Consider the following 20,076-nt stretch of genomic DNA (forward strand, 5'->3'; position numbering starts at 1 on the left):
ACCTCAGTCCGCGCGGCCCGTCGCCGCCACCGTCACACCGAGGCCGATCATCGCGAAGCCGCCCGCGCCGCCCACCATGGACAGCCGGCGCTCCGAGCGGGCGAACCAGTTGCGGGCCGCCGCGGCGCCCAGGCCCCAGAGCGTGTCCGTGACCAGGCCGATCGAGATCGGGACCAGACCGAGGAGCAGCATCTGCGTGGGCAGATTGCCCGCCGCGTGGTCCACGAACTGCGGCAGCACCGCGGCGAAGAACACAATCCCCTTGGGGTTGGTGACGCCCACCAGGATGCCGTCCACGACCGTCCGGGCATCGCCGCGCGCGGGCCCCGCCGGGGCCGCCATGTCCGAGACCTTCATGTCCCGCCGGTGCCGGAACGCCTGCACCCCCAGGAAGACCAGATACGCCGCGCCCGCCAGCTTCACCGCCATGAACACCGTCGCCGACCGCTCCACCAGCGAGCCGACGCCCAGCGCGACGGCCACCACCAGGACGTACGAGCCGAAGACATTGCCCAGGGCGGTGGCCACGGCAGTGCGGCGGCCGTGGGCGAGGGCGCGGCCGATCACAAACAGCACGCTCGGCCCCGGGATCACGATCACGAGCAGCGACATCGCGGCGAATGCGAGGAAGCGGTCTGTCGACACCATGGGCTCATTCAACCTGACTGTTCGGGGGCACGCCCAGGGCGGGGCGGCGGTTTGTTCCCCTCCCCGCCCCTTCCCGAACTGGGGGAGTCCCCAGACCCCGGACGGGCTACGCGCGTGTCCTCAATCGCCGGACGGGCTTGCTTTTCAAGCCTCGCCGGCGATTGAGGTGCGGGGTCCGGGGCGGAGCCCCGGTTACCAGAGTTACGGCAGCAGCCCCGCCCGTCGCGCCGCCACCACCGCCTCCAGCCGCGTGTGCGCCCCCAACTTCCGCATCGCCGCCCCCAGATACGCCTTCACCGTCTCCGGCTTCAGTCCCAGCCGCTCCGCCGCCACCGCGTTCGTCGAGCCCGCCGCGACACAGGCCAGTACATCCAGCTCGCGCGGCGCCAGCGCGACCGCCTGCTCGCGCGCCGGGCCGCCCGCCGCGGTCGCCAGTCGGCCGCAGACCGCGAGCAGCGTCTCGCGCAGCGAGTCGTCGGCGATGCGCGGGGCCAGCGCCCGCAGCTCGCCGTGCGCCTCGCGGACCTCCTCCCACGCCCCGGCACCCGCCGCCGGCTCCCGCGTCGCCGCCAGCAGCCGCTGCACCTCGTCCCGTACGACAAGCGCCTGCTCCACATCGCGCGCCGCCGCCACCGCCGCGTCGAAGGTCCGGTCGCCGACCGCTGTCGGTGACCGCAGCGCGCCGTACAGCACGCCCCGCACCCTGCGGTGTACGACCACCGGCACCGCGAGCACCGAGCGCAGCCCCTCCGTCGCCACCGCCGCGTCGTACTCGTGGCTGATGTGCCGCGCCGAGGGATAGTCCGTCACCCCGCACGGCCGCGACAGCGCGATGCACTTGCCCCCGAGGCCGTTCCCCGCGCTGATCGACAGGCCGCGCAGCGCCCCCGTCGCCGTACCGCTCAGCTCCGCGATCCGCAGGTGCCGCGCGTCGTGCAGCAGTCCGCCGAAGGCGACCGGCAGCCCGGTCGCACGGCGCAGCCGCAGCAGCGCCGCTCGCATCTGAACCGTGTCGACGGGCTCGTGCACGCGCTCTTCCCTCTCGGGTGTCACCCCCGTACGGGGGTAGTGAGACCTCGGTCACTGATTACACGATGTCAGTAGCCGGTCCCGCAATGAGGAGGACACATGACGTCACGCAGTGCGACGGAGAACTTCCGGGCAGCACGGGACTTTCTGCTGCAGCACCGGGAGGACTACACGACGGCGTACGAAGGCTTCGCCTGGCCGCGGCCGGAGCGCTTCAACTGGGCGCTGGACTGGTTCGACGTCATCGCCGAGGGCAACGGCAGCACCGCGTTGCACATCGTGGAGGAGGACGGCCGCGAGATCACCGTCTCGTTCGGTGAGATGTCCGTCCGGTCCGGCCAGGTCGCCAACTGGCTGCGGGCACAGGGAGTCCGGGCGGGCGACCGCGTCGTCGTGATGCTCGGAAACCAGCAGGAACTGTGGATGATCGCGCTGGCCGCGATGAAGCTGCGGGCGGTCGTCATCCCCGCCACCCCACTGCTCCGCCCGGCGGACCTGCGGGACCGGATCGACCGCGGCCACGCCCGGCATGTGATCGTGCGGGACGCGGACACCGCCAAGTTCGACGCTGTGCCCGGCGACTACACCCGGATCGCGGTCAAGGCGCCCGGCGCGGACCCCGTGCCGGGCTGGCTCGACTTCGACGAGGCGTTCTCCGCCTGTGCCGACTTCGAACCGGACGGGGTCACCCTGGCCCACGACCCGCTGATGCTGTACTTCACCTCCGGTACGACCGCCCGCCCCAAGCTCGTCGAGCACACCCATGTGTCGTATCCCGTCGGCCACCTGGCGACGATGTACTGGATCGGCCTCAAGCCCGGCGATGTGCATCTGAACATCTCCTCGCCCGGCTGGGCCAAGCATGCCTGGTCCAATCTCTTCGCGCCGTGGAACGCCGAGGCGACCGTCTTCATCCACAACTACACACGCTTCGACCCGGCCCGGCTGATGGCGGAGATGGACCGCGCGGGCGTCACCAGCTTCTGCGCCCCGCCCACCGTGTGGCGGATGCTGATCCAGGCGGACCTCGGCCAGCTGCGTACGCCGCCGCGCGAGGTCGTCGCCGCCGGGGAGCCGCTCAATCCGGAGGTCATCGAGACCGTGCGGCGTGAATGGGGCGTCACCATCCGGGACGGCTTCGGGCAGACCGAGACGGCGGTGCAGGTCGCCAACAGCCCGGGCCAGCTGCTCAAGGCCGGGTCGATGGGCCGTCCCAGCCCCGGCTACCGGGTGGTGCTCCTCGACCCGGCCACGGGGGAGCCGGGTGCCACCGAGGGCGAGATCTCATTGGACCTGTCCGCCCACCCGGTCGGTCTGATGACCGGGTACCACGGGGACCCGGACCGTACGGCCGAGGCGATGGCCGGCGGCTACTACCGCACCGGCGACATCGGCGCGCGCGACGCGGACGGATACATCACCTACGTCGGGCGCTCCGACGATGTCTTCAAGGCGTCCGACTACAAGATCTCGCCGTTCGAGCTGGAGAGCGCCCTCCTCGAGCACGACGCGGTGGCGGAGGCCGCGGTGGTGCCGGCGCCGGACCCGGTCCGGCTCGCCGTGCCGAAGGCGTACATCGTCCTCGCCGAGGGCTGGGAGCCCGGGCCCGACACGGCGAAGCTGCTCTTCGAGCACTCGCGCTCGGTCCTCGCTCCGTACAAGCGCATCCGGCGGCTCGAGTTCGGCGAGCTGCCGAAGACCGTCTCGGGGAAGATCCGCCGGATCGAGCTGCGCGAGCGTACGGCCGGGGGCTCGGCCGCCGAATATGTCGAGGGGGATCTGCGATGACGCTCTCGTACGCGCACGGCACGGGCAGCACCGCGTTGCTCGGCGACACCATCGGCCGCAATCTGGACCGGTCGATCGCCGCGTATCCCGACCGTGAGGCGCTGGTCGACGTGCCCGCCGGCACCCGCTGGAGGTATGCCGAATTCGGCGCCGCGGTGGATCAGCTGGCCCGCGGGCTGCTCGGGATCGGCGTCGCCAAGGGCGACCGGGTGGGGATCTGGGCGATCAACTGTGCGGAGTGGGTGCTGGTGCAGTACGCCACCGCCCGGATCGGCGCGATCATGGTGAACATCAACCCCGCCTACCGGGCGCACGAGCTGGAGTATGTGCTGGGGCAGGCCGGGATCTCGGTGCTGTGCGCCTCGCAGCGGCACAAGACGAGCGACTACCGGGCGCTGGTGGAGCAGGTGCGCCCGAACTGCCCCGACCTGCGGTCCGTCCACTACATCGAGGACGGCTCCTGGGACGTGCTGCTGGACGCGGCCCAGGCCGTCACGGACGAGGAACTGGCCGCCCGCGAGGCGCAGTTGTCCTGCGACGACCCGGTCAACATCCAGTACACCTCCGGTACCACCGGCTTCCCCAAGGGTGCCACCCTTTCCCACCACAACATCCTCAACAACGGTTATTTCGTGGGGGAGTCGATCGCCTACAGCGAGCGGGACCGGATCTGTCTGCCGGTGCCCTTCTACCACTGCTTCGGCATGGTCATGGGCAACCTGGCCGCCACCTCGCACGGCGCGTGCATGGTCATCCCGGCGCCGTCCTTCGACCCGGCGGCGACCCTGCGCGCGGTCGAGGACGAACGCTGCACCTCCCTGTACGGCGTTCCGACGATGTTCATCGCCGAGCTGAACCTCCCCGGCTTCGCCTCGTACGACCTGTCCACACTGCGTACCGGCATCATGGCGGGCTCGCCCTGTCCGGTGGAGGTGATGAAGCGGGTCGTCTCCGAGATGCACATGGCGGAGGTGTCGATCTGCTACGGGATGACGGAGACCTCACCGGTCTCCACGCAGACACGGCGGGACGACGATCTGGAGCGGCGTACGGGCACGGTGGGCCGGGTGCTGCCGCATGTCGAGGTGAAGATCACGGACCCGGACTCGAAGGTCACCGTCCCGCGCGGCGAGGCGGGTGAGCTGTGCACCCGCGGATACAGCGTGATGCTCGGGTACTGGGACGAGCCGGCGAAGACCGCGGAGGCGATCGACGCCGGCCGCTGGATGCACACGGGCGATCTGGCGGTGATGCGCGAGGACGGTTACGTCCAGATCGTCGGCCGGATCAAGGACATGATCATCAGGGGTGGCGAGAACGTCTATCCGCGGGAGATCGAGGAGTTTCTCTACACCCACCCCAAGATTGCGGACGTGCAGGTGGTCGGTGTCCCCGATGAGCGGTACGGGGAGGAGATCCTGGCCTGTGTCGTCCCCCGCGACCCGGCCGACCCGCCGACCCTGGAGGACATCGCCGCGTACTGCCGCGAGCAGCTGGCGCACTACAAGATCCCGCGTCGCGTCGAGATCCTCCCGGACTTCCCGATGACGGTGAGCGGCAAGGTCAGAAAGGTGGAGCTGCGGCGGCGCTACGGCTGTGCGAGGTAGCGCCGGCCAGCTCCCGGCGCATGCACACCCGCGGCCAGTGGTCCAGACCGTGCCGAGCCTCCGCTCGTCTGATCTCCCGCAGCCCTTCGGTGAGTTCGGCATGCGTCAGCGAGCGGAAGCCCAGACGTGTGTAGTACGGCGCGTTCCACGGCACCTCGGCGAAGGTCGTCAGGGTGAGAGCCGTCAGCCCGTCGGTGGCCGCACACGCGGCGAGGTGGTCGATCAGGGCGCTGCCGAGCCCACGGCGGGCGGCGGCCGGGTGGACCGAGATCTGCTCGATATGGGCAGCGCCGTCAATCGTGTCGGAGATCAGATACGCGACCGGACGGTCGGCGGCGTCGGCAAACACCCAGGCGTGGCCCAGGCGTCGGTAGCGCTCCAGCAGGTCGAGTGCCGGGGGCTCGTCGTCGGCGATCACCGCCATGCCGAGGCCGCGGAAGGGCTCGCCGGCCGCCCTCTCGATGTCCTGGAGCAGCGGGAGTTCGGCGAGTGCGGCCGGTCGGATACGCATATGGGGAGTATGGCCCAGCCGTTTCAGCCCCCGCCGCCCGCGCTCACGAGGCGTCATGGCGAGAGCCGCGTCAGGCCCCGGTGGAGATGAGCTCGTCGGCCGGTCCGTTGACCGGCTGCGGGCGGCCCGTGAGGTCCATGACGAAGAGCGGGATACCCAGGTCGTCCGCGCGGGACCTGGCGTCGTCCGCGTATCCCGCAAGTGAGAAGAAGACGCTCGCCGCCGAGGTGGTCAGCCCGTTCAGCCACAGGCATTCGACGTCGCGCAGGGTGGCGGGGCGGGTGGACGGGTCGACCTGGGCGATCAGGCCACGGCCGCGCAGATCGATTCCGGACGGGGGCCGGACCTCGGTCGTGACGACGTCCCGGAACCCCAGCCACGTGAGATAGAGCGCCGCCGCGGTCACCGCGTCGCGCTCGGTGCGGATCGTGACCGGGCGGAACGAGGGGCGTGGCACGGTCGCCGTGCGCGGCGGTTGGATGTGCGCCGGGCGAGCGGCCGAGGGCTGAGCCGCGGGCATGGTGGGGGCGCTCACCGGGCGCACGGGGATACGCAGCACCGCGCCGCAGGGGCAGCCGAGCTCCGGCTGCGGCCAGTGGTCCTGGCGGCCGCAGTGAAGACAGCGGACCGTGACCCAGTCGTCCGTCCAGGTGCGATGGGTGATCCGCTCCGGCCGGGCGACGCGCAGCAGCGGCGGGGCCAGCGGGGCGCCGCAGGCGCAGGGATAGACCGGCGACGCGAACAGATGGTCGCGACGGCAGGCCGGACAGCGCACGGGCACGGTATCGGCCATCGCTCCCCCCATTTCCTTCGTACTGCCGTCTTTCTTTTCGTACTGCCGTCCATCGTCCACCAAGCGGGATTGCCTTGGGGCCACTTCTGCCATCCCTTGACGCCGCTCGGCACGCGTCCTACATTGCTTCCGTATAGCAGAACTATACTTCCGCATTACGGAATCGATGCTCTGGAGTGACGCGAAGGAGCCCGACTCCGCCCGGCCGAAGCAGGAGCACCCATGCCTCGTATGACCGCTGCCAGAGCGGCAGTTGAGATCCTCAAGCGCGAAGGCGTCACGAACGCGTTCGGTGTGCCCGGCGCGGCGATCAATCCCTTCTACAAGGCCCTCCAGGCCGCCGGCGGCATCGACCACACCCTCGCCCGGCACGTCGAAGGCGCCTCCCACATGGCGGAGGGCTACACCCGCTCCGCCCCCGGCAACATCGGTGTCTGCATCGGCACCTCGGGCCCGGCGGGCACCGACATGATCACTGGCCTGTACTCGGCCACCGGCGATTCGATTCCGATCCTGTGCATCACCGGCCAGGCGCCGACCGCGGTGATCCACAAGGAGGACTTCCAGGCCGTCGACATCGCCTCGATCGCCAAGCCGGTCACCAAGGCCGCGACGACCGTCCTGGAGGCCGCGCAGGTCCCGGGCGTCTTCCAGCAGGCCTTCCACCTGATGCGCTCGGGCCGCCCGGGCCCGGTCCTGATCGACCTGCCCATCGACGTCCAGCTCACCGAGATCGACTTCGACCCGGAGACGTACGAGCCGCTGCCGCTCTACAAGCCGTCCGCGACCCGCGCCCAGATCGAGAAGGCGATCTCCTTCCTCCTGGAGTCCGAGCGCCCGCTGATCGTCGCCGGCGGCGGCATCATCAACGCCGACGCCTCCGATCTGCTGGTGGAGTTCGCCGAGCTCACCGGCACCCCGGTCGTCCCGACCCTGATGGGCTGGGGCACCATCCCGGACGACCACGAGCTGAACGCGGGCATGGTCGGCCTGCAGACCTCGCACCGCTACGGCAACGCGAACTTCCTGGAGTCCGACTTCGTCCTGGGCATCGGCAACCGCTGGGCCAACCGCCACACCGGCTACAAGCTGGACGTCTACACCAAGGGCCGGAAGTTCGTCCACGTCGACATCGAGCCCACCCAGATCGGCAAGATCTTCGCCCCGGACTACGGCATCGCATCCGACGCCAAGGCCGCGTTGGAGCTCTTCGTCGAGGTGGCGCGCGAGCTCAAGGCGGCGGGCAGGCTGCCGGACCGCGGCGAGTGGGTCGCCGCCACGAACGAGCGCAGGGCGACGCTCCAGCGCCGTACGCACTTCGACAACGTGCCGCTGAAGCCGCAGCGTGTGTACGAGGAGATGAACAAGGCCTTCGGCGCGGAGACGCGTTACGTCACCACCATCGGCCTGTCCCAGATCGCCGGCGCGCAGATGCTGCACGTCTACCGGCCGCGCCACTGGATCAACTGTGGCCAGGCGGGCCCGCTGGGCTGGACGATCCCGGCGGCGCTGGGCGCGGTCACGGCCGACCCCGAGACGCCGGTCGTTGCCCTCTCCGGCGACTACGACTTCCAGTTCATGATCGAGGAACTGGCGGTCGGCGCGCAGCACCGGATCCCGTACGTCCATGTCCTGGTCAACAACTCCTACCTGGGCCTGATCCGCCAGGCCCAGCTCGGCCTGGACATCAACTTCCAGGTCAATCTGGAGTTCGAGAACATCAACGCCCCGGAGCTGGGCGTCTACGGCGTCGACCACGTCAAGGTCGTCGAGGGCCTGGGCTGCAAGGCGATCCGGGTCACCGAGCCGGACCAGCTGCTGCCGGCCTTCGAGGAGGCGAAGAAGCTGGCCGCGGAGTTCCGGGTGCCGGTCGTCGTCGAGGCGATCCTGGAGCGCGTCACGAACATCTCGATGAGCACGACGGCGGACATCAGCAATGTGGTCGAGTTCGAGGAACCGGCGACGGAGCCGGGCCATGCGCCGACGGCCATCACGCCGCTGAAGGTCTGACCTCCGGGACCCCTCGGGACCCCCTCGGTCACCTTCCAGGGCCCGGTCTGCAGCCGCAGACCGGGCCTTTCCCATGCCTCTTGGTGTCGCGTAGGCCGGGCCCCTCGATGCCCCGGACGGGCGGCCGTGCCGAAGGCGAACGCAGACCAGGGCCCGGCCTCTGTGCGAAGGCCGGACCCTGGTCGTCGAGCGCCTGGTTGGGACCGTAAACCCGAACCAGGCGCTTCGGCTGTGCAGTTGGTACCGCCCGACGGCGCGAGGCTGGACGACAGGACATTCGTGTCGCCGGGCGGAGATCGTGGGGCCGGTATACGTCCCGGCAAACGGTGTCCGCGCATGCGGCTGGGACCGCGGCGGCGGCGATTGGTTCCTGGAGCCGCTTCCTTCTGGTCAAGAAGCGGGTCCCGGAGCCTTCACCACCGCACTGGCATCGCACTGCCGCCGCGGTCTCGGCCTGCCCGTGCCGCCTGACCACCCCTCAGCGGGTCCACGGCACGGGCTCGGCACCCGGCTGCTGACCCCACGTCAGATGCCGGGCGCAGCCTCGTTGTTCTCAGTCCTCGCGCAGGTCGCGGACCGCCTCTTCGACGCGCCTGCCGTAGTCGGCGTCGGCGGCGTGGAAGTGGGCGAGGTTCTTCTCGATCACGTCGTCGCGGGTGACCTTGGACAGGCCGCCCGCGATGTTCGCGACGAGGCGGGACTTCTCCTCCTGAGACATCAGCCGGTACAGCTCGCCCGCCTGGAAGAAGTCGTCGTCCTTGGTGTGCGGCGGGGCCTCGTGCGTGTCCGTGTGGCCGTGAACGGCCAGCGGGGCGGAGAGCACGGAGTCCGTCTGCGCGGGACCGGCGTACGAGTTGGGCTCGTAGTTCTTCTCGTGGCGCGAGCCGTTGCGCATGGCCATGAGGCCGTCCCGGCCGTAGTTCTGCGCGGTCGTCGCCTTCGGCGCGTTCACCGCGTGCACGACGCGCCCCGGGATGCGCTCCCGGTTGAAGCGGGCGAGCTTCTCCAGCAGCTGCTGGTCCTGAAGGAGGAGCGGGCCACCGACGCCGGCGGTGGCGGAGTTCTGGTTGTCGGCGACCGGGGCGCCTGACTCGGTCGTAAGCACACGCTGCGTCATGGTGGCGGGAGTGACCTTCCGTGCTGAAGCTGCTGAAAGCTGCTGGCGGTGCGAGGAGCGTAAATTCGCCTCGAACACCGCGTCAACAGTTTGTTGAAAGCGAAGTGCGGTGTTCCGGACGGCGCCGGCGCCTGGGCGCGACAGGACAGGTGTCGGCGCCGGCGCCGCCCGGAGATCTGGGGGCCCTGTGCGGGCCCGGACTCAGAGCTGCCGGCCGGAGAGGCGCTCGACAGCGCGCAGCAGGGCGGAGTGATCCAGGCCGCCGTCGCCCTGCGCACGCAGCGAGGCGACGAGCTGGGCCACGACCGCGCCGACGGGCAGCGCGGCACCGACATTGCGGGCGGCGTCGGTGACGATGCCCATGTCCTTGTGGTGCAGGTCGATCCGGAAGCCGGGCTTGAAGTCCCGGTTCAGGAAGTTGTCCTTCTTGCGGGTCAGCACGGTCGAGCCGGCCAGACCGCCGTTGAGGACGTCCAGTGCCGCCTGGAGGTTCACGCCGGACTTCTCCAGGAAGACCACGGCCTCGGCGCACGCCTGGATGTTGACCGCGACGATCAGCTGGTTGGCGGCCTTCACCGTCTGGCCGGAGCCGTGCGGGCCGCACAGGACGATGGTCCTGCCGAGCGCCTCAAGGATGGGCAGCGCGCCGTCGAAGTCGGCCTGTTCGCCGCCGACCATGATCGACAGTACGGCCTCGATCGCGCCGGCCTCGCCGCCGGAGACCGGGGCGTCCAGCACGCGGATGCCCTTGTCGGCCGCGGCCTTCGCGAGGTCCACGGAGGTCTGCGGGGTGATCGAGGACATGTCGATCAGGAGAGCGCCGGACCCGGCGTTCTCCAGGATGCCCTCGGGGCCGTAGGTGATGGCCTCGACCTGCGGGGAGGCGGGCACCATCGTGATGACCACGTCGGCGTCCTTGACGGCCTCGGCGATCGAGGACGCGACGGTGCCGCCGGCGGCCGCGAGGCGGTCCAGCTTGTCCTGCTCCAGCGTGAAGCCGGTGACCTGGTATCCCGCCTTGATCAGGTTCTCGGACATGGGGGAGCCCATGATGCCGAGGCCGATCCAGGCGATCCTGGGCAGGGCCGGGCGGGAGGAATCTGCGGGGTTGCTCATCGGGGTGCCTCTCTAACTGCTGTGTTACGTCTGTGGGTTGCCGCTCAGCGCGCCGGGCGCGCTCTCGTCGGCAGCCAGTCGAACGACTCGGCGCTCGGGCGGTCGCCGGCCTTGTACTCCAGGCCGACCCAGCCGTCGTAACCGGCCTTCTTCAGCTCGTCGAGGAACTGCTCCAGCGGCAGCGCGCCGGTGCCCGGCGCGCCACGGCCCGGGTTGTCCGCGATCTGGACGTGACCGGTCTTGTCGGCGTACGCCGCGATGACCTGGCTGACGTCCTCGCCGTTCATCGACAGGTGGTAGATGTCGAGCAGGAACTTGGCGTTGCCCAGGCCTGTCGCCGCATTGACCTTGTCCACGACCTCGATCGCGGCCGGGGCGCTCACCAGCGGGTAGCGCGGCGACTCCGGCTTGTTGAGGGTCTCGACGAGCAGGATCGCGCCCACCCGGTCGGCCGCGCGCGCGGCAAGCACCAGGTTCTCCAGGGCGATGCTGTCCTGGATCTGCGGGTCGACGCCGTCGACGCGGTTGCCGTAGAGCGCGTTGAGCGCCCTGCAGCCGACCGAGGCGGCGAACTGAGCGGCCACCTCGATGTTGGCGCGGAAGCGGTCCGACTCCCGGCCCGGCACCGAGAGCGCGCCGCGGTCGGGGCCCGGCAGCCGGCCGGCGTAGAAGTTCAGTCCCACCAACTGTGTGCCGGCGTCGTCGAGCTGCTTCTTCAGGGCGTCGAGCTCGGTCTGCGGCGGGGTGGGGGTCTCGATCCAGGGCCACCACAGCTCGACCGCGGTGAAGCCCGCCGCGGCGGCGGCCGCGGGGCGCTCCAGGAGCGGGAGTTCCGTGAAGAGGATCGAAAGGTTCACATCGAAGCGCTGGTCCGTGACTGCGCCTTCCGGGAAGCGGGCCATGAGGGGCGACGCTCCTTCCGTATTGCGGAAGTTAGTTTCTGCTTAACGGAAGACTGCCTGGAGCAGGGTTGGGCTGTCAAGACCGGCAACAAAAAAGCGCCCCCCGCGCCGGGGGACAGAGGGCCTGCTCAGGCTTCTGTCGCCGCGGCTCGGGAGGCGCTGCGGACTGCGTTGGGGCGCAATCCTGGTGATATGGCTACAGCGCGTCCACCGCGCTCACTTTCCAGCCGGCGTCGGTGCGCGTCAGCGTCATCCGCACCCGGTTCAGGTCGACGCGTGGCCCCGTCACCTGGGTGCTCGTGGTCACCTGATTGACGAAGAGCAGTACGACGGCCTTGTCCGGCGAGGCCGACACCACCGAGGCGGCCGGTGCGCCGCCGCCGGGCGGCTTCACCACCGTCGCCTTGACCACGCCGTGGTACTTCGCCGCGGTCGGCGCCACCACCGTCGTCGTGGTCCTGCGGTACTCGTCACGGAACGTGCCGGTCAGATGGTCGCGCGCCGCCGCGAAGTCCTGGTTCAGCCGCCGGTAGTCGTACGACAGCACGATCGGCGCCGCCTGCGTCGCCGCGGCGAGCGCCTGCGTCCGCGCCCCGTCCGCCCGCCGGCCGTCCCCGTACGTCGATCCGAGCACGGCGACCGCGGCCAGCAGCACCGCCACCAGCACGGCCAGCACGGCGCAGATCCGGCCACGCCGCCGCCCGTGTGCCGCGTCGGCCACCGGGGCCTCGGCGTCCAGGACCGGGCCGGCCTGCTGATCGTCGGGCCGCCGCGCCTGGCTCGCGTCGTCCGGCGCCGCCGGCTTGATCACCTCCGACGCCGCAGTCTCGTCCGGCGACGCACTCTCGTCGGGCGCCGCCGTGTCCGCTTCAGGGCCGACCCGCTCCGTGCGCCTGGCCGCCGCGCGGGCGGCCGCGGCCATCGAGCGGCGGCCGGGGGATGCGACGCCGGGGCCTCGTACAGTCGAGTTCGCCACGGTCCTGCTCCTCACTGCTGGTATTGCGGGTGTGTGCTCTGGCGCGCGCTCAGCCGACGAACTCGACATCGGAGGTCAGCCAGCGGCCGTGCTCGAGTACGAGGTCGAGCTGCAGCCGGTAGGTGCGGGCCTGTCCGCCCGGGGCGGCGGAATTGGTCACCTTGCTGTCGGCGACCACCAGCACGCGGGCGGTGCGCTCGTCGGAACGCGTGATGCCCGCTTCGAGCACCTGCCCCTGCGACACCGACTTGTTCGCCGCGACCAGCTTCGTCAACTCGGCGGTCTGCGCGGAGAACTGGTCCTTGAAATCACCGGTGGCGCCCTTCAGGACGTTTGAGCTGTCCTGCTTGTAGTGCCGGTAGTCGAGCGAGGTGAAGTTCAGCGCGGACTGCCGGGCCGCGGCCAGGATGTCCTGCCGCCGGTGCTCCTCGGTGCGCTGTTCGTACACCTGGACACAGAGCCAGCCGCTCAGCGCCGTCGTCACGAGCGTCAGGACCGCGAGCGTCGCCGGCAGTGCCCTGCCGCGCCGGGCCGCCGCCACTGTTCTGGTGCCGAGCAGGCGCAGCGACCGGGTCAGGCCCGCGAGGATGCCCCCGTTCATGCCATGGGTCCAACGAGCAGCCATTGCCACGAGTCCTTTCCGAGCAGGCTCTGTTCGCCGCCCGTCGAGCCGATCTCGACGAGCGTTCCGTCCGGTCCCGCGGCGAGGCCGGTCTCCGGGTCGTACGGGGTGACATACGCGGCGCGGCCCGCCCCGGCGCCTGCCGAGGAGCCGGGCGCGTTCTGGGCGCCGCGGACCGAGGTGGCGCTGCCGCGCGGGGCCGAGCAGTGCGCGCCCGTGTTCGCGGAGCGCTGGGAGGTGTCCGAGGGATCGCGCCGCTGGGTGCCGTAACCCTGCCGGCACGGCGGCGGATCGTCGGCTCCGGCGACCATGCCGAAGTGGGTGGTGCCGTCGCCCGGGATCACGGTGAAGCTGCCGGCGACGACCAGCGGGAAGGTCACCAGGGCCTGCTCCACGCCGGGCAGCCGGGCCACCGTGATCTGGCCGCCGCTGATCAGATTCCCCAGCAGTACCGGCAGATGGGTCTCGTTCGCCTTCAGCAGCGAGTTGACCTCCTGCGCGGCCGGCGTGGACGAGCCGATCAGCCGGCGCAGGTCCGTGTCACTGGACTTCAGCTGAGCGGTCAGGGAGGCAAGGTCACGCGAGAACGACTTGATCGCCGAACCCTTGTCGACCTGCGTCTTGAGGACCGTGCGCGAGTCCTCGATCAGCGAGACGGTCTGCGGCAGTGACGCGGAAGCCGACTCCACCAGGTTGTTGCCCGAGTCCACCAGACGGCTCAGATGCGGGCCGGTTCCGGCGAAGGCCTTGCCGAGTTCGTCGACGGTGATCCGCAGATCGTCCTTGCCCACGGAGTTGACCAGCCGGTCCAGGCTCAGCACGAGATCCGTGGTGGGCAGCGGCACCCGGGTGGCACCGCGGGCGATCACACTGCCGTCCTTCAGATACGGGCCGTTGCTGCCCCGTGGCTGCAGATCGACGTACTGCTCACCGACTGCCGAACGGTTCGCCACCACCGCCAGCGTGTCCGCCGGGATCTGCGCCCCGTCCTCGATGTCCAGCGCCACCGACACCCCGTCGCCGCCCCCGAGGCGCAGCTCACCGACCCGGCCCACCGGCACCCCGCGATAGGTGACCTCCGCGCCCGGGAAGATGCCTCCGGATTCGGCGAACTCGGCGCGCACGGTGTAGCCGCGGTCGAGAAGAAGATCCGCCAGGCCCGTGTACCGGGCGCCGACGTAGGACACGCCGACGGCGGTGACCGCGGCGAAGGCGAGCAACTGGGCTCTGACCGCACGAGTGATCACGGTTGCATCCCCTTCAGCATGAGCTCGGCGAGGGCGAGAGAGATCCCGGGCGCAAAGCGGTGCCCGTCGCCGCCCCCGCCTCCGTAGGCGGCGTAACTGCCGTTACACACCGGCGGACACAGCGGGTCCCCGGCGTCCGGCGGGGGAGTAGGCGCACTGGGCGCCTTCGGCGCGCCCGAGGGGTGCGGCAGCGAGGTCGGCAGCGGTACGCCGGGTACCTCGGGCAGCTTCGGCAGCCCGGGCTTGTCCGGCACGCCCGGCTTCTTGGGCTTGTCGGCGAGATTGCCGTAGATGCTCGCCAGGTCGAGATCGGCGGTGATCTTGAGGTTGACGTAGTCGCCCTTGATCGCATCCGTCACATTGCGCGGGAACGGATAGGTCGTCAGCAGCTCAAGGGCGTTGGGCAGATCACTGCCCGCCTTGTTCAACTGCGCCAGAATCGGCTGCAGATTGCGCAGATTGGCGACCAGGTCGGCCCGCGAGGCATTGACCACCTTGGTGCCCGCCGTGCCCAGCTTCGAGAGCGAGGTGAGCATCGCGGTGAGGTTGCGGCGCTGGTCGGCCAGCACCTTCAAGGCGTCCGGCATGGTGTCGAGCGCCGTGGCGATGGTCTTCTTCTCGTTGGCGAGCCGCTTGGCCAGCCGGTCGATGCCCTCGAGCGCGCGGACGATCTCCTTGCGCTGCCCGTCCAGACCGCCCATGAACGTGTCCAGCTCGCCGAGCAGCGACTTCACCCGGTTCTCGCGGCCCTCCAGGGCCTTGTTGAGCTCCGTGGTGATCGTCTTCAGCTGGGCGACCCCGCCGCCGTTGAGCAGCGCCGACAGCGCGGAGAGCACTTCCTCGATCTCCGGGTTGCGCCCGCTGCGGGACAGCGGGATCCGGTCGCCGTCGCGGAGACTGCCGGTGGGGGCGGTCTCGAGCGGGGCGGACAGCGCGACGTACTTCTCGCCGAGCATGCTGGTCTGCCGGATTCCGGCGATCGCGTTGCCGGGCAGCTTCACCGAGCGGTCGACGCGCAGCCGCACCCGGGCGTGCCAGCCGACCAGCTCCACCTTCTCGACGGCGCCCACCGTCACGTTGTTGACCTTCACGGCCGACTGCGGCACCAGGTCGAGTACGTCCCTGAACTCGACCGTGACCCGGTAGGCGTTGCCGTCGTTGGCGGCGCCGCCCGGCAGTCCCACGTCGTACAGACCGTTGAACTCGCAGCCGGTGAGCACGACCGAGCCCATCGCCGTCCACACGGCGGCCGCCCTGCCCCTGCGCAGCGCTGAATTGATCCTCATGCACGGGCCTCCAGGATTCCGCCGAGCGTCCGGTCCACCGGGCCCGTGCCCGACACCGGTGCGATGCGCGACAGTTTCGGCAGCGTGTCGAAGAGCTCCTGGAGCTCATTGCAGTCGGGGTTCTTGCCTCCGGCGTCCCCGGTCGTCCGCAGCAGCGAACACAGCAGTGCGGCCGGATCCTGCGGCTGGTCGGCGTTGTTGCGGGTGTCGAGGGTGCCGGACACCGGGTTGTAGGCGTTCTGCAGATTGGAGATTCCGGTCGGCGCGACCTCGAGCAGTTCCGCCAGGGCGGCACGCTGGGTGACCAGAACCCGGGTGACCTTGCTGAGTCCCTTCACATCGGAGGTCAGCGTCTTCTTGTTGTTCCGTACGAACGCCGACACATCACCGAGGGCCACGCCCAGATTCTTCAGAGCCGCCGCCAGGTCCTTGCGTTCGCCGGAGAGCTGGGCGGCGACCTGGGAGAGGCTGTCGTTGAACGACCGCACATTCTTGTCGTCCGCGGCCAGCGCGGCGGTGAACACCTGGAGGTTCCGTATGGTGCCGAACAGGTCCCGCCGGCCGTCGGAGAGGGTGGTGACCGCCAGCGACAGGTCCTCGACCGTCTGGTGCATCTGTGCGCCCTGGCCTTCGAGGTTGTCCGCGCTCACCCCCAGCAGCCGCGACAGGGCGCCGTCCGCGTTGGCTCCGCGTGGTCCGAACGCCTCCGCCGTCGTGTGCAGACTGTCGAAGATCCGGTCCAGCTCGACCGGCACGGCCGTGCGGCTCTCGGGTATGACCGCGCCGTCCCGCATCGCGGGGCCGCCGCGGTAGACCGGCAGCAGCTGTACGTAACGGTCACTGACGACCGAGGAGTTGATGATCGCGGCCTGGGCGGCGGCGGGGATTCGGCGTCCGGAGTCGTACTCCAGCTCCACCCGCACCCGGCGGCCCTCCGGCGTGATCTTTCTGACCTCGCCGACGCGGACCCCCAGTACCCGTACGTCCGAACCGGGGTGGATGCCGACCGTGCGCGGGAAATACGCGGTGACATGCACCGGGGACGACCGGGGCCACAGGACGACCGCCGTCGTGCCCGCCACCAGCGCCAGCGCGAGGACCAGGGCCAGACGCCGGGCAAGGCGTCCCCTCGGTATGAAACGGGCGTTCATCGCGAGTCTCCCGTCCGCGGAACCACCGGAGTGGCGACCATGTTCTGGATGTAGCTGTCGAACCACCGCCCGTTGCCGAGGGTGTTGGTGAAGACCCGGACGTAGGGCGCGAGCAGCTTGATGCTCCGGTCGAGGCTCGCCTGATTGCGTTCGAGCATCGCGACCACGGAGCCCAGGCCCTTCAGCGCCGGACCGATCTCCTTGCGGTTGTCCGCCACCAGACCGGAGAGCTGGACGCCGAGCGCGGCCGAGCTCTTGAGGAGCGAGTGGATCGCCTCCCGCCGTGCGGCGATCTCCTTGAACAGCTTGTCGCCGTCCTTGACCAGTACGGAGAACTCCTTGGAGCGGGTGGAGAGGACACCGGTGACGCCATTGGCGTGATCCAGCAGGTCCCGCAGCGCCTGGTCGCGGGAGGCGACGCTCCGGGAGATCTTCGACAGGCCCTTGATGGACGCCCGCACCTCGGCCGGCGAATCCTCGAAGGTGGTGGAGATGGTGTCCATGGCCTTCGCCAGCTGGGCCGTGTCGACCTTCTCCGAGGTCGTCGTCAGATCGCTGAACGCCGCCACCACGTCGTACGCGGGCGTCGTCCGGTTCAGCGGGATCTCAGCCCCGGACCGCAACTGCCCCGGCCCCTTCGGCTGCAACGCCAGATACTTGGCGCCCAGGATCGTCTTGACCCTGATGGCCGCCCCGGTGCTGGTCCCGAAGTCCGGCTCACCCTTGACCCGGAAGGTCACCTTGACATGGTCACCGTCCAGGTCGACCTCGTCGACCTTGCCGACCTTGACCCCGGCGATCCGTACCTCGTCGCCGGGCTTGAGCCCACCCGCCTCGGAGAAGGCCGCGCTGTAGGTGTCACCGTCGCCGATCAACGGCAGGCTGTCGACGTTGAACGCGGCCACTGCGAACAGCGCGAGCGTGGAGATGCCCACGGCTCCGATGAGCACCGGATTGCGGTCGCGGAAGGGAATCATGCGCACCTCGCTCGTGCGACATGCAGCTCCGGGCTGATGACCTCACGTGTCTTCGGCAGCACGATCCGGCCGTCGAAGTCACAGAGGTAGAAGTTGAACCAGGAGCCGTACGAGGCGGTACCCGTCAGCTTGTTGAGCTTGTTCGGCAGCCGTTTCAGCACGCCCTCCACGGTCTTCTCGTTGTCGTTCAGCGTTCCGGTGAGGTCGGCAAGACCGGCGATGTCGTCGCGCAGCGCGGGCCGGGCGTCCTCGAGCAGACCCGAGGTGGCCTCGGTCAGTCCGTCGATGCCGGCGAGTGACGCGCCGATGGGCTTGCGGTCGGCGGACAGACCGGAGATCAGCCGCTGCAGCTGCTTGAGCAGGCCGGAGAAGCGGGCGTCCCGCTTGTCCAGGGTCCCCAGCACCGTGTTGAGGTTGTCGATCACCGACCCGATCAGCTCGTCACGGTCGGCGAGCGTCGTGGTGAGCGACGCGGTGTGCGCCAGCAGGCTGTTGACCGTCCCGCCCTCGCCCTGCAGGGTCTTGATGATCTCGGTGGCGAGCTGGTTGACGTCGTTCGGACTGAGTGCGGCGAACAGTGGCTTGAACCCGCCGAGCAGTGCGTTGAGATCGAGCGCGGGCTTGGTCCTGGACAGCGGGATCGTCCCGCCGGGCGCAAGGCGCGTGCCGTCACCCGCGCCCTCGGTCAGGGCGACATAGCGCGACCCCACCAGGCTGCGGTAGCGGACGACCGCGCCGGTGCTGGTCAGCAGCGGGCGGTCATGGGAGACGGTGAACGTGACCTGGGCGAGCGTACGGTCCTTGATCGCGATGTCCTTGACCTCGCCGACCCGTACGCCGGCCACCCTGATGTCGTCGCCCTCCTCCAGGCTGGTGACATCGCTGAAGACCGCCCGGTAGGTGTCCTCGGGGGTGAAGGTGATATTGACGATGGTCGCCGCCAGCAGCGTGGTCGCCAGCACGGTCACCACCGCGAACAGGCTGAACTTGACCAGCGGTGCCGCGGTTTCGGTGGCTCGGGTCCACTTCATGCGACACTCACCGCCGTTCCGCGGGCCATCGGGCCGAACAGCAGCGTCGTGACCGCCGGCACCCGGTCGGCCGGCATCCCGAGGACTGGGGCCACGAGCGTGCCGATGGCCCTCTGCTCGGCCGCGGTGGCCGAGACGCCCGCTCCGCCGGGCAGACCGCCGGCAGCGGTACGCGACGTTCCGTCGTTGAGATGGACGTCCGGTGCGGGGACATGGGGGTTGGGCAGCCCTCTGCAGTCGGGCCCTGAGCGCTCTGCATAGCGCGGTTCCTCACCGGGTCGGTACGCGGGTCGGGGATGGATGAATTCGAGGGTGATCCGCATCTCCCCGCCCCTGAAGGCTTTTTCGGATGCCGCTTCCTGCTTCACCAGGCCGTCCAGTACGCACGGGTATTCCGGTGCGTAGCGGGCGAACAACGCCAGCGTGGGCCGGGAGACACGGCCGAGCGTGATCATCCGGTCGCCGTTGTCGTCGAAGAACTTCTCCGCGGTGCCGGCGACCGACGTGGTCGCCTTGAGGGCCTCGGCCAGCTGGTCCTTCTTCTCGACGAGGGTGCGGCTGGTGGTGACGGAGTTGCGCAGCACCCGCAGCAGATCGGGCGCGGCGTCCCCGTACACCTTCGCCACATCGGCGAAGCGCGTGATGTTTTCCTTGATGGACGGCATATGGGGGTTGAGCTCGCGCAGATACTTCTCGACGCGGGTCAGATTGGAGCCGATGCGGTCGCCGCGCCCCTCCAGCGCGGTGGAGAACGCCGACAGTGTGGCGTTGAGATCCGCGGGCCGCACGGTGCGCAGCAGCGGCAGCAGATCGTTCATCAGCTGCTGCACCTCGATGCCGACCTTGGTGCGGTCCTGGGTGATGACGTCACCGGCCCGGATGTGCCGGGCCTGGGCCCCACGCGGCGGCACCAGATCGACGAACTTCTCGCCGAACAGCGTCTTGGGCAGCAGCCGCGCCTGCACATCGGCCGGGATACGGGAGACATGCTGCGGCTTGAGCGCGATGTCGACCGTCGCCTTGCGGCCGTCGGCCCGTACCGCGCGCACCTCGCCGACCAGCAGCCCGCGCAGCTTGACGTCGGCCCGCGGATCCAGCTGGTTGCCGATCGTGTCGGCCTCCAGCGTGATCCGTACGACCGAGGTGAACATCTGCTGGTACACGGCCACGGACAGCGACAGCAGCAGCGCCATGACGACGAGGAAGGCGATGCCGTACAGCCGCAGCCTGGTGCTTCGTGCCAGGGCAGGTCCTGGAATGCGCAT

17 protein-coding genes and 2 pseudogenes are annotated in these 20,076 nt (G+C 69.9%); 3 read left to right on the plus strand and 16 right to left on the minus strand.

Going from position 1 to position 20,076, the window contains the following annotated elements; all coding sequences use genetic code 11:
* Positions 1-3: 3 nt before the first annotated feature.
* Positions 4-648 carry a LysE family translocator gene (locus tag ACQEVG_RS30565; RefSeq protein ID WP_432989733.1) on the minus strand — a complete coding sequence of 215 codons (645 nt, stop codon included), beginning with the start codon at positions 646-648 and terminating at the stop codon, positions 4-6.
* Positions 649-849: 201 nt separating this feature from the next.
* Positions 850-1,677 (minus strand): response regulator transcription factor, encoded by an 828-nt coding sequence (locus ACQEVG_RS30570; protein WP_432989735.1) that lies wholly within the window; start codon positions 1,675-1,677, stop codon positions 850-852.
* Between the two features lie 99 nt (positions 1,678-1,776).
* Between ACQEVG_RS30570 and ACQEVG_RS30575 the strand changes: the two genes are divergently transcribed.
* Both ACQEVG_RS30575 and ACQEVG_RS30580 read left to right on the plus strand, forming a co-directional pair.
* Entirely contained in the window at positions 1,777-3,465 is a 1,689-nt protein-coding gene (locus ACQEVG_RS30575; protein ID WP_432989737.1) for an AMP-binding protein, read from the plus strand.
* Positions 3,462-5,072 carry an AMP-binding protein gene (locus ACQEVG_RS30580; RefSeq protein ID WP_432989739.1) on the plus strand — a complete coding sequence of 537 codons (1,611 nt, stop codon included), beginning with the start codon at positions 3,462-3,464 and terminating at the stop codon, positions 5,070-5,072. Before ACQEVG_RS30575 ends, ACQEVG_RS30580 begins: the two co-directional genes overlap by 4 nt.
* Here the strand turns inward: ACQEVG_RS30580 and ACQEVG_RS30585 are convergent.
* Both ACQEVG_RS30585 and ACQEVG_RS30590 read right to left on the minus strand, forming a co-directional pair.
* Entirely contained in the window at positions 5,029-5,640 is a 612-nt protein-coding gene (locus tag ACQEVG_RS30585; RefSeq protein ID WP_432989741.1) for a GNAT family N-acetyltransferase, read from the minus strand. The genes ACQEVG_RS30580 and ACQEVG_RS30585 overlap by 44 nt on opposite strands.
* Positions 5,641-5,653: 13 nt before the next feature.
* On the minus strand, positions 5,654-6,376 hold the full coding sequence (locus ACQEVG_RS30590) for a hypothetical protein (RefSeq protein WP_432989743.1): 723 nt from the start codon (positions 6,374-6,376) through the stop codon (positions 5,654-5,656).
* 231 nt (positions 6,377-6,607) lie between these two features.
* Here ACQEVG_RS30590 and gcl point away from each other — a divergent pair, with 231 nt between their 5' ends.
* On the plus strand, positions 6,608-8,386 hold the full coding sequence (gene gcl, locus ACQEVG_RS30595; protein ID WP_432989745.1) for a glyoxylate carboligase: 1,779 nt from the start codon (positions 6,608-6,610) through the stop codon (positions 8,384-8,386).
* Positions 8,387-8,939: 553 nt separating this feature from the next.
* Here the strand turns inward: gcl and ACQEVG_RS30600 are convergent.
* From ACQEVG_RS30600 to ACQEVG_RS30655, 12 genes and pseudogenes are all read right to left on the minus strand, one after another.
* Positions 8,940-9,338 (minus strand): annotated as a pseudogene (locus tag ACQEVG_RS30600) (catalase-related domain-containing protein); the annotation flags it as partial.
* Positions 9,339-9,503: pseudogene (locus ACQEVG_RS30605) on the minus strand (catalase); the annotation flags it as partial.
* 201 nt (positions 9,504-9,704) lie between these two features.
* Positions 9,705-10,619, minus strand: a complete 915-nt coding sequence (locus ACQEVG_RS30610; protein WP_432989747.1) for a 2-hydroxy-3-oxopropionate reductase — start codon at positions 10,617-10,619, stop codon at positions 9,705-9,707.
* 44 nt (positions 10,620-10,663) lie between these two features.
* Complete coding sequence (locus tag ACQEVG_RS30615) at positions 10,664-11,521, minus strand: TIM barrel protein (protein ID WP_432989749.1); 858 nt, start codon at positions 11,519-11,521, stop codon at positions 10,664-10,666.
* 196 nt (positions 11,522-11,717) lie between these two features.
* Complete coding sequence (locus tag ACQEVG_RS30620; RefSeq protein ID WP_432989751.1) at positions 11,718-12,497, minus strand: hypothetical protein; 780 nt, start codon at positions 12,495-12,497, stop codon at positions 11,718-11,720.
* A gap of 49 nt (positions 12,498-12,546) precedes the next feature.
* Positions 12,547-13,128 carry a hypothetical protein gene (locus ACQEVG_RS30625; RefSeq protein ID WP_432989753.1) on the minus strand — a complete coding sequence of 194 codons (582 nt, stop codon included), beginning with the start codon at positions 13,126-13,128 and terminating at the stop codon, positions 12,547-12,549.
* Positions 13,095-14,366 carry an MCE family protein gene (locus ACQEVG_RS30630; RefSeq protein WP_432989755.1) on the minus strand — a complete coding sequence of 424 codons (1,272 nt, stop codon included), beginning with the start codon at positions 14,364-14,366 and terminating at the stop codon, positions 13,095-13,097. Before ACQEVG_RS30630 ends, ACQEVG_RS30625 begins: the two co-directional genes overlap by 34 nt.
* Positions 14,363-15,652 (minus strand): MCE family protein, encoded by a 1,290-nt coding sequence (locus tag ACQEVG_RS30635; protein ID WP_432989757.1) that lies wholly within the window; start codon positions 15,650-15,652, stop codon positions 14,363-14,365. Before ACQEVG_RS30635 ends, ACQEVG_RS30630 begins: the two co-directional genes overlap by 4 nt.
* The gene (locus tag ACQEVG_RS30640; RefSeq protein WP_432989759.1) at positions 15,649-16,803 is read right to left on the minus strand and encodes an MCE family protein; all 1,155 of its coding nucleotides are present in this window, start codon (positions 16,801-16,803) and stop codon (positions 15,649-15,651) included. The genes ACQEVG_RS30635 and ACQEVG_RS30640 overlap by 4 nt, the downstream gene beginning before the upstream one ends.
* Positions 16,800-17,780, minus strand: a complete 981-nt coding sequence (locus tag ACQEVG_RS30645; RefSeq protein WP_432989761.1) for an MCE family protein — start codon at positions 17,778-17,780, stop codon at positions 16,800-16,802. The genes ACQEVG_RS30640 and ACQEVG_RS30645 overlap by 4 nt, the downstream gene beginning before the upstream one ends.
* Entirely contained in the window at positions 17,777-18,811 is a 1,035-nt protein-coding gene (locus ACQEVG_RS30650; RefSeq protein ID WP_432989763.1) for an MCE family protein, read from the minus strand. The genes ACQEVG_RS30645 and ACQEVG_RS30650 overlap by 4 nt, the downstream gene beginning before the upstream one ends.
* Positions 18,808-20,076, minus strand: a complete 1,269-nt coding sequence (locus ACQEVG_RS30655; protein ID WP_432989764.1) for an MCE family protein — start codon at positions 20,074-20,076, stop codon at positions 18,808-18,810. Before ACQEVG_RS30655 ends, ACQEVG_RS30650 begins: the two co-directional genes overlap by 4 nt.

This window comes from Streptomyces sp. CA-135486 (assembly GCF_050936555.1).
In the GTDB taxonomy this organism is placed as follows: domain Bacteria; phylum Actinomycetota; class Actinomycetes; order Streptomycetales; family Streptomycetaceae; genus Streptomyces.